Genomic DNA, 12,500 nt, shown 5'->3' on the forward strand with positions numbered 1-12,500 from the left:
TTGATTAAGGAATAGCCTACATGATTTGACCGGCAATTCTAGTTGTCGTGACCGGTAAAGCTAATTGTCATCTAATAAAAGGCGACTCACGCACTGAATGCTGCAGGAACATCGAGGTTAACGCAAAAATAAATCCAATAAAGAATGCCACACGCCAACCGTACTCAAGCATTTGTGCTTTACTAAAAACCGTGGCTAATACACCAACAACTACGGCACTTAGGATCGTACCTACCTGAGACGACATCGCCGCTAAAGCCGTTGCAAACCCACGATATTTTTTGGGCGCACTTTCAGCCAACATGATCAAAACACCAGTATATTCGCCACCTACCGAGAAACCTTGCAGCATACGCGCTAAAATTAAAATCACCACCGCCCAAATACCAAAGCTATTGTATGTTGGCATAATGGTCATAATAAACATTGGAATAGACATAAGCCCAATGCTAAGCGTGATCGCATAACGTCGCCCTAACCTATCACCAATAGAGCCTAATACAAAGCCACCCAGTGGTCGCATAAAATAACTGGCAGCAAAAATGCCAAACACGGTAATCAAACCAACGGTTCTATTTTCATCTGGGAAAAATAAGATACTTAAATAAGTTGCTAAATAACCATATAAACTAAATTCAAACCACTCCAGTGCTGCACCTAGGGTTGTGACTGCAACCGTTTTCTCTGTGCTTGCTTGCTTTGTCATTCGATTCATAACCTTTTTATCTTGTAGCGCGACGAGTCTATCAAAATTCTAAAGATTAATTAACTGAACCGACTCAAAATGTATCGAATTTGCTAAAGTTTGATATATTTTATTAAATATCAGACTTCAATAAATAATTGACTCGACGTTTGAGCACCTCAAATTCTTTTTCTGGTGTCAAAATACGATCGAATTGGGTCTTGGTTTTTGCGCATATTGCTTCATCTAATGCAATCAATGAAGCGTTAACACTTTGTAGTTTAATTTGCAGCTCACACACTTTTTCTAGGTAATATAATAAATAAACAGCTTCCGCTATACTTTTACCCGTCGTTAATAGACCATGATTACGTAAAATCATAACCTTTTTATCCTTCAAACTTTGAACGATTTCATGCCCTTCATTTGCTAACGCTAAGCCATTGTAATCATGATAAGCAACATCATTATAAAAGCGTAATGCTTGCTGATGACAAAACAACAAACCACTTTGTAATGAAGAAACCGCAACGCCATAGGTACTATGGGTATGCATCGCACTATGAATACTGCTACTTGCTTTATAAATTTCGGCATGAATATTAAAAGCTTGCGGCATGACCGTATAGCCATTTTGTGATAAAATCTGACCATTTAGATCAACTTTAACCAGATTTTCTGCAGTAACTTCTTCAAAGGGGACATTATGCGGGGTAATTAAAACCTCGTTTGATTCGACCATACGTGCACTTAAATGCGTTGCCAATAAATCATCCCAACCATAGTGGTAGACAATATGGTGACTTGCCACGAGGTCCTCACGCAGTTGATGCTCTAAGTCAGTCATATAAAACGTTATCCTTATTGCTCTAAGCTCATTAAAGACGCATTACCGCCTGATGCGGTCGTATCAATACTAATCGTGCGCTCAACAGCTAAACGATGCAAGTAAAAAGGTCCCCCTGCTTTTGGCCCTGTACCTGATAGACCTTGACCACCAAAAGGTTGCACCCCAACAACCGCACCAACAATATTGCGATTAACATAAATATTACCAACGCGAATATGCTTTTTAAAGAAATTAACGGTTTCTTGAATGCGACTATGCACACCAAAGGTTAGACCATAACCAGTTGAGTTAATGTCTTTAACAACCTTTTCAAGCTCGCTTGCTTTAAAGCGCACAATATGAAGCACCGGACCAAATACTTCACGCTTAAGCGCATGGATACTATCGATCTCAAATACCACAGGGTAAATATAATTTCCTTTCTCAAGTGCTTTATCCTCGCTAACCTCATGCACAAGCTTTGCTGATTGGCGCATGTTATCGATATGTGCTTTTAAGTTAGCTTGCGCTTCCTGATCGATCACAGGACCGACATCGGTTTCAATAAACGCTGGATCATGTACCTTTAACTCATCCATTGCCCCTTTCAACATAGTGATAACATTATCAGCAACATCTTCTTGTAGATACAATACTCTCAATGCTGAACAACGTTGCCCCGCGCTATCAAACGCGGATGAAACCACATCACGCACTACCTGCTCAGGCAAAGATGATGAGTCAACAACCATCACATTTTGCCCACCAGTTTCAGCGATAAATGGTACAATCGCACCCTCTTTGGCTGATAGTGTTTGTTGAATGGTTTTGGCTACCTCAGTAGACCCTGTGAAGATCACACCTGCAACACGTGGATCTTGCGTTAATGTACTACCAACGTCTTCTCCTGTACCTGGTACAAATTGCAATACACCCTCAGGAATACCTGCTTGATGCAGTAATTTAATCGCTTCATAAGCAATAATTGGTGTTTGCTCAGCAGGTTTTGCAACTACCGTGTTACCCGCAGCCAAGGCGGCTGTTACCTCACCTAAGAAAATCGCTAAAGGAAAATTCCACGGACTGATACAAACCACAGCACCACGACCATGTAGGCTAATTTGATTAAGCTCCCCTGTAGGACCTGGTAAAGTTTTAGGTGAGGCAAATTCAGCACGCGCTTGTGCAGCATAATAACGACAAAAATCAACGGCCTCACGAATTTCATTAACCGCATTTGCCAATGTTTTACCTGCTTCACGCACAGCAATCGCCATAAATTTTGGCATATTTTCTTCTAACAAATCCGCACACTTATCCAAAGCATCCGCACGTTTTTCAGCTTCAACTAGGCTCCAAGCGTCAAATGCAGTATGCGCAACTTCCATCGCTTTTTCAGCCATTATCTTATCGGCATTATAAACTTTGCCAAATATTTGATTATTTGCCGGATTAAAAATATTTTCCGCAGTAAGTTTTGATGTATCAACACCTTTAATTAAAGGTTTAGCAATATAATCATCACGATCAAATTGACTCATTTGCAAAGCCAATTTTTCCAAAGTACGCGTATCATTTAAATTATAACTTTTTGAATTCATTCTCTCTTCTCCAAACATATTCACAGGTAAAGCAATTTGTGGGTGAGGCATAAAACCTAAACGTGTCGCTTTCTCCACAGGATCTTCAACCAAGCTCTCAATGGGCGTTTGTTCATCAACAATGCGATGGACAAATGATGAATTGGCACCGTTTTCTAATAGTCGCCTGACCAAGTAAGGTAGTAAATGTTTATATGTGCCCACAGGTGCGTAAATACGACAAGGAATATTAAAATTATCTTCACCAACAACATGATCATAAAGCGCATCACCCATACCGTGCAAACATTGAAATTCATAATCACGATAATCTCCTGCTAACTGCATCACTAGCGCTGTCGTATAGGCATTATGCGTCGCAAACTGTGGGTAAATATGTTTGCTATTGGCAAAGAGCTTTTTAATGCACGCTTGATAAGAAACATCAGTATAACATTTTTGAGTAAATACCGGATAACCCTCTAGCCCTTCAACTTGAGCATGCTTAATCTCAGAGTCCCAATATGCCCCTTTGACTAAGCGGATCATGAATCTATGTCCCGTGCGCTTGGCCAAATCAATTAGATAATCAAGTACAAAGCTAGCACGTTTTTGATACGCCTGAACAACGATACCAATGCCTTCAAAGCCTTGCAAAGACGTCTCATGTGCTAAACGACTCACCAATTCAAGTGACAACTCTAAGCGTTCTGTCTCTTCGGCATCGATATTTAGACCAATATTATAGCGTTGTGCTAGCTCAACTAATTTTAATAATTTAGGGTACATCTCAGCATGCACACGATCTGCTTGCGCCACTTCATAACGTGGATGTAAAGCAGATAATTTAACTGAAATCCCAGGGTTAGTGCGTACACTGTTTTTTGTTGCTGCAAATCCTATGGCATCAATCGCCTGACGATATTCATTATAGTAATATTCAGCGTCCGCTTTAGTAGTTGCCGCTTCACCCAACATGTCATACGAGTAAGTAAAGCCCATCGCTTCTTTTTCTTGGGCGCGTTTTAAAGCTTTATCAATCGTCTCACCCATCACGTATTGCTGACCAAGCACTTTCATTGCATGCATCACCGCGCGACGCACAACAGGGCGTGAGCGCTTATCTAAGAAGCCTTTTAACACGCCTTTAAATTTATTTTGATATTGACCTGGCTTTAATATCTTACCTGTCAACATCAAACACCAAGTTGCGGCATTAACAAACAGGTACTCACTATCACCAACATGCTCATGCCAATTAGCACTCGTTAATTTATCTTTAATGAGCTTATCTGCCGTATGCTTATCTGGAATACGCAATAAGGCTTCTGCTAGACACATCAATACAATCCCTTCATCACTTGAGAGATCATACTTGGTCATGAAGGCATCTAGTCCGCTCTTACTTAAACGCGTTTCACGTACACTGGCTACCAAACCGCTAGCAATATCCTGCACAGATAAACGCTCTTTATCTTTGAGTGCTGCTTGCTTGGCGAGCTTCTCTACAATCATTTGTTCATCACACAACCAGTGCTTTGATATCTCTTGCATCAAACTGGATTGATCAAACTTATTATTTCTATCTAAAATCATCGTTAATTCCTGAGAAGGGAAATTTATATTACTTGCTTTCTGTTGCGCTGTTTGTTTTTTAACGGTTAAAACCTTATCAATCATCATTTGATGGGTCTCGTCTGCCGGTTTTGCTTTAATAAACCAGTTAAAAAGATCCTGATCTTCACATCTAAGCAATGCATGAAATGCTTCTTTTTCAGCTTGAGATGCTGTTAAGTAAGCACATTCGATATATGGCAAAAGAATAAGGTCTAATTCGAGCATGCCTCTTCTTGCCGCCCAACGTAGGCGCGACAAAACTTCTTGATCTGTCGCATTTTCATTTTCGTTTTCAACAATCATCGTTCACCCCTTAGCCACAATAAAAGATTCCTAAATTCTCGGCATGGTAGCATAAAAAATAAAAAAAACGTAAAGAAAACTAGCGATTCAAAATACTTGTAATTTTATCAAACTTTGACACTGTCCATTTATCAAAGCCATGCTATTATTGTTATAGAACTTGCTAAACCTCATCTAAGGATAGAAGGAAATAAATGAGTCTATTTAACCTTATTGAGTTACATACATTTTTAATAATATGTGAAATTTTAATTTTAATCGTTGTCGTGCGTATGGTTGCAGAAAAACAAAAACCAACTAGCATGATGGCATGGCTTCTTGCGATTATTTTAATACCCTATGTTGCCGTGCCATTTTATTTCATTTTTGGCATTCGCAAACGTAAGCGCAAACGTCATAAACATGAATTTAATTTACGTAAAATTGATCATGTCGACACTTATAACCCACACCCTATTCGTACCGTACTGATTAATCAGGATATTCCAGCACCTACAAGCAATAATCACTTTGAACTTTATCTTGACGGTATTCATGCCTATGAGGTACTCATTAATCAAATTCATAAAGCCAAAACAAGCATCTACATTAGTACCTATGTTTTTCAAAATGATCATGTAACCTTAAGACTTCTTGCCGCATTGACTGAAAAAGCCAAACAAGGAGTCACAGTGAAGCTCTTAATCGACTCTCTAGGCTCCTATCGCGTGTATTTCAATCAGCGAATTTTTAAACGCTTGCGCAAAGCTGGAGGCAAAGTGTGTTTCTTCATGCCAATTATTCAAATGCCTTTTCGTAATTATATTAACTTTAGAAACCATCGAAAAATTTATCTATTTGACAATCATACTGTGCTCACCGGAGGAATGAATTTAGGCGATGAATATATGGGACCCACTGCTTGCAATAAGCGCTGGGATGACATCTTGTTTAAAATACAAGGGCATGCAGTTTGCCATTTTCACAACATCTTTGCTTCTGATTGGGAGTATTCAGCAAAAGAGCATCTTGATCAAATGAGAGAGGTTTGTTTGAAAAAAAACTATGGGCAAAACTTAATTCAAATCGCCCCTTCAGGACCTGATATCCCTAATGATGCCTTATATGACTCACTTATTGCCGGCATTTATGCCGCACAAACACGAATCTGGATTGTAACCCCTTATTTTGTACCATCTGACTCATTGCTGGAAGCACTACAAATTGCTTATCATCGTGGCGTTGATGTCAAGCTGATCACGCCTAAAGTTTCCAACCACTTAATTGCTGATTTAGCGCGTAGTAACTTTATGCGCCAACTTGCTAAAACCGGCATTGAAATCGCGCTATTTGACAAGAAAATGATCCATGCAAAAGCCGTTTTATTCGATGATAAAGCAGTTATGCTTGGTTCCGTCAACCTCGACAATAGAAGCTTATTTTTGAATTATGAAGTAGTGACCTATGCTTATGAAGCCCCCATTATCAAACAAATTGATCAATGGATGAGTGAGTTTTTAAAAGATGCTGACAAGAGATTGCCAGCACCATCAAAAGCACGTAAGTTAGGAGAAAGTATGGTTAAAGTTTTATCACCTTTATTATAGTTATGTTTAAGCCATCACTAATTACGCTAAGCTGTGAGAGTCAGGTTAAATCCTCATTTACGCCTGATTTTTTTAACATCTTGAGTTGGAATATCTACAAGATCAATCATAAGGATCCTGCTGAGTTTCAACATTTTATCAAAAGCTTACAGCAAGCATATAACCTTCACTTTTATTGCTTACAAGAAGCAAAACATAGTGATAGCGCAAGCTTTCCATTAGATGGCTTTTGTTTGCATTTTGCACCTAATTTACAACTTAAATCACATGCCTATGGTGTGATGACTGCAAGCAGTATTATGAGTCATCAAGCACAGCAAATCTTGTCCAAAAAAACGGAAGTTCTATTTAAAACACACAAATCAAGTCTTGCCAATCACTATGTTTTTGCTGACAACACCCCACTAATCATCATTAATGTACATGCGATTAATTTTAATAACTCACGTATTTATGCAGAAGAAATTCTGCAATTGCATGATTATCTTGCCGAGTACCAAGACGCTGCTATTATTATTGCCGGTGATTTCAATAGTTGGAATAAAAAGCGTAATTCACTCATTCATGAGTTCTGCCATGCGCTGAACTTAACACAAGCACAATTTGAAGAAGATAAACATATCAAGCGTTTTGCCAAGCATCCGCTTGATCTTGTTATGTATCGCAATCTCAATTGCCGATATGCCACGGCAATCGATAGCCGTAAAATCTCAGATCACAATCCATTATTACTTAAATTTAGTCGGAGTTAATGACTATGAATGAATTTAGGAAATAAGTTGTGTTTCATCAGATATTACCTCTCCCCTTGAGGGATCGCTCGTGCAGCTTACGCTGCGCGGGTGAGGGGGAATTAAACTCAACTTATTTTTTTGCTATTACTATGGATATAAAAAAAGCGCCCTTAGGCGCCCTTTTTATTATCAAAATCGCCCACCAAAGTGAGCAATGTTGCAACTTATAGTTTACGAGACTTTAAGTTGCCAAAACGTTTCTGGAAGCTATCCACACGTCCAGCTGTATCAACCACACGTTGCTTACCAGTATAGAATGGGTGACACATTGAGCACACATCTAATTGAATATCTTGGCTCTTTGTAGAGCGTGTTTCAAATGTATTGCCACAGCTGCAGCTTACTGAAATTTTTTCATACTTTGGTTGAATCTCTAAATTCATTTTCATTTACCTCTTTAAATATATTCTTGCCGCCACCTAAGCCCATCTTAAGCACCGCAGAGTAAAAACGCTGCACATCATAGCGCAAAGCATATCATCTCTCAAGCTTTTAGCTCGATTAAATTAACGAATTCACTAATTCGATGAAATATACTTCTCACGACGTACACGCTTAGCATCAAAACCACTATCTGTTAATAGGGCAAATGCATCATCAATCATATTGGGGTTACCGCATAGATAGACAACATCTACCTCAGGGTTTAAATCCAATTGATCAAAGACATGCTGCACATAACCTTTTTGCTCATCAGCAGCTAAAGCTTCTTGTTCACGAGACAAACAAGCCTTGAAGTATAGCGAATTTATCTTATCTGCATATTGACGAAAGTCTTCTGCATAAATCGCATCAGCCTTATACTGCACGCCAAGTAGGATATGCACCTCTTTTACATCTTCAGCTAAAGCTTTCTCAATCGTTGGCAGCATCGCACGATATGGTGCAATACCCGTGCCAGTGCCTACCAGAATAAGCTTACGGATTTCCTCGCCCTCTTTTAATACTAAGCGCCCTGCAGGCCCCATTGCGTTGAATTTATCCCCTACCTTCATATTAAATAAATGATCTGAAGCTATCCCTCCACCAACATAAGAAATGGCGATTTCAATCAAATCCGTATCTTTAGGAATGCTTGCCACACTATAACTACGTCGCCTGACTTTGCCATCTTCATGATCAAACAAGAAAGTAATAAACTGCCCCGGAACAAAATTAAATGCACTGCCATCTGCTTTTTTAAACGTTAAGTGTTTAACATTAGGTGCAATATCTCTTGATTCAACCAACTCTGCTTCAAATTTCTCAATTGCCATAAAATTTAGAATGATCATTTATCAATAATGGGCAACAGTTTACGAGTGTTATTATCAATAATCCATTATTTTGTATGTAATGATGTATAAATAAGTTGCATCAGCTAGCACTCCCCCTTGCCGGAGCGGTCGTGGAGCTTAAGCTCCACGAGTTAGGCGGTAGTTATACATTGATATATATTTCTATGTACATCCTATCGCGATGGTATATACTACTAAATATATATTAAAGCTAACGGAGCAATAAAAATGATCTCGACAGTTTTTAAAAATGGTAATAGCCAAGCCATCAGAATACCACAAGCACTAAAGTTGGAATCCAACAAAGTGGACATTAATAAAGTTGGTAACGCCCTTATTGTTCGGGAAATTCCTCAATCATGGGAGCAAGCTTTTAAGTGTTTAGATGAGTTTGATAATTTCATGATTGAAAAACGAATCGATCTGCCATTACAAAAAAGAGAGGATATAAGATGATTAAGCTTATGTTAGATACTAACATTTGTATTTTTATCATTAATGAAAAGCCACCTATGGTACTCGAAAGATTTAAACAATATAAATTTAATGAAATCGCTATATTATCTATCGTTTATTCAGAGTTGGTATACGGTGCTTATAAAAGCAAAAGAGTTAATCAAAATATATCAGCATTGGCAGGGTTTGTTGCCCCACTTTCTATTGTTGAGTTTGACCACGATGCTGCTAATGAATATGGACTTATTAGATCATCTCTTGAAGCAACAGGAAATTTGATTGGTGCAAACGATTTACTCATCGCTGCTCATGCAAAATCGCTGAATATACCATTAATAACAAACAACACTAAAGAATTCAAGAAAGTAGATGGTCTTACTGTCATTGATTGGGTTATAAAGCAATAGATTATTGACACTTTATACGCCTTATCAATTCAAGCCATTACTAACTTGATAAATCAATTTCAAAATACGCCTGATAACGCTCTGTCAAAGCATTAAGGTTAGCAGTAATTTCAATACTTTCTTGCTTCTTTTCCAGCAAGTTCATTAAATGCTCAGGCACTTTAATTGTCTCTTGGACAACCGGTTCAATCACTTCTTCAAACTTCGCCGGATGGGCAGTCGCGACAACGATATAATCTGTATCTTCCGGTAAGTGTTCACGCGCAAAAAATGCGGTTGCCGTATGTGGGCAAATAAGCATATCATGCTCATTCTTTACCTTAGCAATCATCTCTTTAATGTCACTATCAGATGCTTTAAAAGCTTTTATCTCATGAGCAAAAACATCAAAATCAGGGAAAAGCGCATAAAGGCGCTCAAAGTTACTTGGCTTACCGACATCCATCGCATTAGCAAGTGTTTCGATACTTGCTTTATTTGGCAATCGTTGATTCGCTAAGAACTGACCAATCACATTGTTTTCGTTTTGCGCAATGACAATATCACCAATCGGCAAGCCCATTTTTTTCGCCCAAAAACAAGCGCAAACATTACCAATATTACCCGATGGCACGATGAAATTTGCCTTTTGACCATGCTTTATAAAATACTGCCAAGACACATAAGCATAATAGGTTGTTTGCGGCAAAAGTCTTCCGATGTTAATGCTATTGGATGTATTCAAATAAGTATTATTTTGCCACCATTTATCGGCAAATGCACCTTTAACCAATGCTTGACAATCATCAAATGTACCATCAACTTCAACTGCACAAACATTGTCTTGCCAACAGGTAATCTGTTTTTGTTGACGCAGTGAGATTTTACCCTTAGGAAAAAGTACCAGCACATTGATATTTTGCTTTTGATGAAAGGCTGCGGCAACAGCAGAGCCTGTATCGCCTGACGTTGCTACCATAATCGTGAACTTCTTATCTGTTTTAATATGACTTAAAGTGTTAGCCAAAAACCTTGCGCCAAAATCTTTAAACGATAAGGTTGGACCATGAAAAAGCTCAAGAACCGATGTTTTTTGATCAACATTGACCAATGGCAAGGGAAAGCTAAAACTATCATGGCAGATTGTATTTAATTGACTAGCAAGCAGATCACCTTTAAAAAATGGTGCTAGCAGCTTTGTTGCAAAATCAGGATAAGTGATTGTACTATCTAAAATCTGCCAATCAAATACGGGGAAAGATTGAGGCACATACAGCCCACCATCTTCTGCTAAGCCATTTTGTAATGCATTTGATATTGATACAGCTTTTGCATCACCTCTTGTACTGATAAACTTCATACTTCCTCCTTTGCGATAATTTGCCCACCTTTTTCGGATAAGCTTGTGATATATTTCTGCGCTGATAACCCCTCTTTAGCAAATACACCAACTAACTCATTGGCAACCATTATTGCATCATTTTTATTACGACTTAAAGCAAATAGTGCAGGACCGGAACCCGAGATACCAAAGCCAAGTGCGCCAAGTCTAATTGCGCTGTCTTTTGCTTGATCAAAACCTTTAATAAGCACTTTACGTTTTGGTTCAATTAATACATCTGCAAAATATCTTTTAAAACGTGCAAGATCACCTTCATAAAGCGCGCTAATGATTGCGGTAGTTTTGGCACTTTGTGCAACAAAATCTTTGACTGTAAAAGGTACATCAATAAGCTTTCGCGCCTCTTTGGTTTCGACTTTTAAGCTCGGCACGACAACACTAGAATATAAACCTAAACTCGGTAGTTGGATAAACTCACATGGTTTAGAGTTTTGCAACAACACCAAGCCGCCAAACATTGCAGGGACAGCATTGTCTCCATGATAAACCCCACCGGAGATAAGACTCTCGCCATAAATCGCATAATCAATTATTTGATCTCTTGCCAGTGGTTCCAATAAAAATTCATTAACGGCTAAAATCGCTGCCACCGAGGATGCCGCTGAACCGCCAATACCAGAGCCTAAAGGAATTCCCTTTTCAATAACAATGTCTAAACCAATTGATAGATGGTGATCTTGCAAAAATTTCTTTATTACCGCGCCACAGACATTCTTATCGATATCTAAACTAAGATCATTTTCTGTTAATACGCCACAGATTTGTCTAATGACTAATTGTTTGTCATTCCGCTTTTGCAAGTGTACTTTATCACCAACACCCGATAACGCAAAGCCCATGAGGTCAAACCCTACCGCAAAATTTGCACTGGTTGCTGGCGCAAACGCACTGACTTTGGTTATTTTTTCATTTATTTTTATGCTTTTTATCATTTCATCCATTGGCTAAATCCTTTACCTCTAAACGCATCATTTGTTCATGCCCCCTCACTCAACCACTTTTCAACTAATGATTTATCATTATGTGTAACTTTTTTATAATGCAAAAGGCTACTGATCACCTCTCCCCTTGCGGGAGAGGTCGCACTGCGACTGCAGTGCGGGTGAGGGGTATTTTTATCTATCACTTCTGTAGCTCCTTATAAATATCATTTAGAACATCTTCCGTTTTTTCCAAAACATCATGATTCCAAAAGCGTAATACGCTATATCCTTTGCTCACCAATTTTTGTGTTCTTACCTCATCTACAGCCTTTTTCTGCATATTATTATGCTGACCACCGTCACACTCAATAATCAATTTTTTTTCAAAACAGATAAAGTCCACGACATACGCATCAATAATAACTTGCCTTCGAAATTTATAGTTGCCTAAATGTCGATTTCTTAGGTAATACCAAAGTTTTGTCTCTGCATCGGTTTGATTTGTTTTTAACTGTTTTTGGAATAGCTTAATATTCATAACACCCCTCACCCGACAGGCTTTGCCTGTCGACCTCTCCCGCAAGGGGAGAGGTAAGTTATTTTCCAGTATTCTAGTGCATTACCAGCTTTATATCTCTTGCCTGACAAAACAGCCTCACTAT

12 protein-coding genes are annotated in these 12,500 nt (G+C 38.6%); 4 read left to right on the forward strand and 8 right to left on the reverse strand.

What is annotated here, in order from left to right; all coding sequences use genetic code 11:
• Positions 1-67 precede the first annotated feature (67 nt).
• From ACTS4L_RS03370 to putA, 3 genes are all read right to left on the reverse strand, one after another.
• Positions 68-706, reverse strand: a complete 639-nt coding sequence (locus tag ACTS4L_RS03370) for an MFS transporter (RefSeq protein WP_440651702.1) — start codon at positions 704-706, stop codon at positions 68-70.
• A gap of 112 nt (positions 707-818) precedes the next feature.
• Positions 819-1,532, reverse strand: a complete 714-nt coding sequence (locus ACTS4L_RS03375) for a class II aldolase/adducin family protein (RefSeq protein ID WP_440615685.1) — start codon at positions 1,530-1,532, stop codon at positions 819-821.
• A 14-nt stretch (positions 1,533-1,546) separates the two neighbouring features.
• Complete coding sequence (gene putA / locus ACTS4L_RS03380; RefSeq protein ID WP_440615684.1) at positions 1,547-5,014, reverse strand: bifunctional proline dehydrogenase/L-glutamate gamma-semialdehyde dehydrogenase PutA; 3,468 nt, start codon at positions 5,012-5,014, stop codon at positions 1,547-1,549.
• 194 nt (positions 5,015-5,208) lie between these two features.
• Between putA and cls the strand changes: the two genes are divergently transcribed.
• Positions 5,209-6,600: a cardiolipin synthase gene (gene cls, locus ACTS4L_RS03385; RefSeq protein ID WP_440615683.1), complete on the forward strand. Its 1,392-nt coding sequence runs from the start codon at positions 5,209-5,211 to the stop codon at positions 6,598-6,600.
• 2 nt (positions 6,601-6,602) lie between these two features.
• On the forward strand, positions 6,603-7,352 hold the full coding sequence (locus tag ACTS4L_RS03390) for an endonuclease/exonuclease/phosphatase family protein (RefSeq protein ID WP_440615682.1): 750 nt from the start codon (positions 6,603-6,605) through the stop codon (positions 7,350-7,352).
• A gap of 206 nt (positions 7,353-7,558) precedes the next feature.
• Here the strand turns inward: ACTS4L_RS03390 and rpmE are convergent, their stop codons facing one another.
• Together rpmE and ACTS4L_RS03400 are read right to left on the reverse strand one after the other, a co-directional pair.
• Positions 7,559-7,777, reverse strand: a complete 219-nt coding sequence (rpmE, locus tag ACTS4L_RS03395; protein WP_440615706.1) for a 50S ribosomal protein L31 — start codon at positions 7,775-7,777, stop codon at positions 7,559-7,561.
• A gap of 135 nt (positions 7,778-7,912) precedes the next feature.
• A complete protein-coding gene (locus ACTS4L_RS03400) occupies positions 7,913-8,650 on the reverse strand; it encodes a ferredoxin--NADP reductase (protein WP_440615681.1) in 738 nt (245 codons plus the stop codon).
• Positions 8,651-8,899: 249 nt separating this feature from the next.
• Between ACTS4L_RS03400 and ACTS4L_RS03405 the strand changes: the two genes are divergently transcribed.
• Positions 8,900-9,127, forward strand: coding sequence for an antitoxin (locus ACTS4L_RS03405; protein ID WP_440615680.1), 228 nt, complete (start codon positions 8,900-8,902; stop codon positions 9,125-9,127).
• The gene (gene vapC, locus ACTS4L_RS03410) at positions 9,124-9,534 is read left to right on the forward strand and encodes a type II toxin-antitoxin system tRNA(fMet)-specific endonuclease VapC (protein WP_440615679.1); all 411 of its coding nucleotides are present in this window, start codon (positions 9,124-9,126) and stop codon (positions 9,532-9,534) included. Before ACTS4L_RS03405 ends, vapC begins: the two co-directional genes overlap by 4 nt.
• 40 nt (positions 9,535-9,574) lie before the next feature.
• Here the strand turns inward: vapC and thrC are convergent, their stop codons facing one another.
• The 3 genes from thrC to ACTS4L_RS03425 all read right to left on the reverse strand — a co-directional run bounded on the left by thrC (position 9,575) and on the right by ACTS4L_RS03425 (position 12,376).
• The gene (gene thrC, locus ACTS4L_RS03415) at positions 9,575-10,873 is read right to left on the reverse strand and encodes a threonine synthase (protein ID WP_440615678.1); all 1,299 of its coding nucleotides are present in this window, start codon (positions 10,871-10,873) and stop codon (positions 9,575-9,577) included.
• Positions 10,870-11,856 carry a homoserine kinase gene (locus tag ACTS4L_RS03420; RefSeq protein ID WP_440615677.1) on the reverse strand — a complete coding sequence of 329 codons (987 nt, stop codon included), beginning with the start codon at positions 11,854-11,856 and terminating at the stop codon, positions 10,870-10,872. Before ACTS4L_RS03420 ends, thrC begins: the two co-directional genes overlap by 4 nt.
• A 181-nt stretch (positions 11,857-12,037) precedes the next feature.
• The gene (locus ACTS4L_RS03425) at positions 12,038-12,376 is read right to left on the reverse strand and encodes an endonuclease domain-containing protein (RefSeq protein WP_440615676.1); all 339 of its coding nucleotides are present in this window, start codon (positions 12,374-12,376) and stop codon (positions 12,038-12,040) included.
• Positions 12,377-12,500 lie beyond the last annotated feature (124 nt).

Origin of the sequence: Cysteiniphilum sp. 19S12-1, from assembly GCF_052030685.1 — a bacterium.
Lineage (GTDB): Bacteria > Pseudomonadota > Gammaproteobacteria > Francisellales > Francisellaceae > Caedibacter.

Bases quoted from the DNA above. Each gene is read 5' to 3' on its own strand.
- ACTS4L_RS03370 (WP_440651702.1), bottom strand. From the start codon at position 706: ATGACAAAGCAAGCAAGCACAGAGAAAACGGTTGCAGTCACAACCCTA.
- ACTS4L_RS03375 (WP_440615685.1), bottom strand. From the start codon at position 1,532: ATGACTGACTTAGAGCATCAACTGCGTGAGGACCTCGTGGCAAGTCAC.
- putA (WP_440615684.1), bottom strand. From the start codon at position 5,014: ATGATTGTTGAAAACGAAAATGAAAATGCGACAGATCAAGAAGTTTTG.
- cls (WP_440615683.1), top strand. From the start codon at position 5,209: ATGAGTCTATTTAACCTTATTGAGTTACATACATTTTTAATAATATGT.
- ACTS4L_RS03390 (WP_440615682.1), top strand. From the start codon at position 6,603: ATGTTTAAGCCATCACTAATTACGCTAAGCTGTGAGAGTCAGGTTAAA.
- rpmE (WP_440615706.1), bottom strand. From the start codon at position 7,777: ATGAATTTAGAGATTCAACCAAAGTATGAAAAAATTTCAGTAAGCTGC.
- ACTS4L_RS03400 (WP_440615681.1), bottom strand. From the start codon at position 8,650: ATGGCAATTGAGAAATTTGAAGCAGAGTTGGTTGAATCAAGAGATATT.
- ACTS4L_RS03405 (WP_440615680.1), top strand. From the start codon at position 8,900: ATGATCTCGACAGTTTTTAAAAATGGTAATAGCCAAGCCATCAGAATA.
- vapC (WP_440615679.1), top strand. From the start codon at position 9,124: ATGATTAAGCTTATGTTAGATACTAACATTTGTATTTTTATCATTAAT.
- thrC (WP_440615678.1), bottom strand. From the start codon at position 10,873: ATGAAGTTTATCAGTACAAGAGGTGATGCAAAAGCTGTATCAATATCA.
- ACTS4L_RS03420 (WP_440615677.1), bottom strand. From the start codon at position 11,856: ATGGATGAAATGATAAAAAGCATAAAAATAAATGAAAAAATAACCAAA.
- ACTS4L_RS03425 (WP_440615676.1), bottom strand. From the start codon at position 12,376: ATGAATATTAAGCTATTCCAAAAACAGTTAAAAACAAATCAAACCGAT.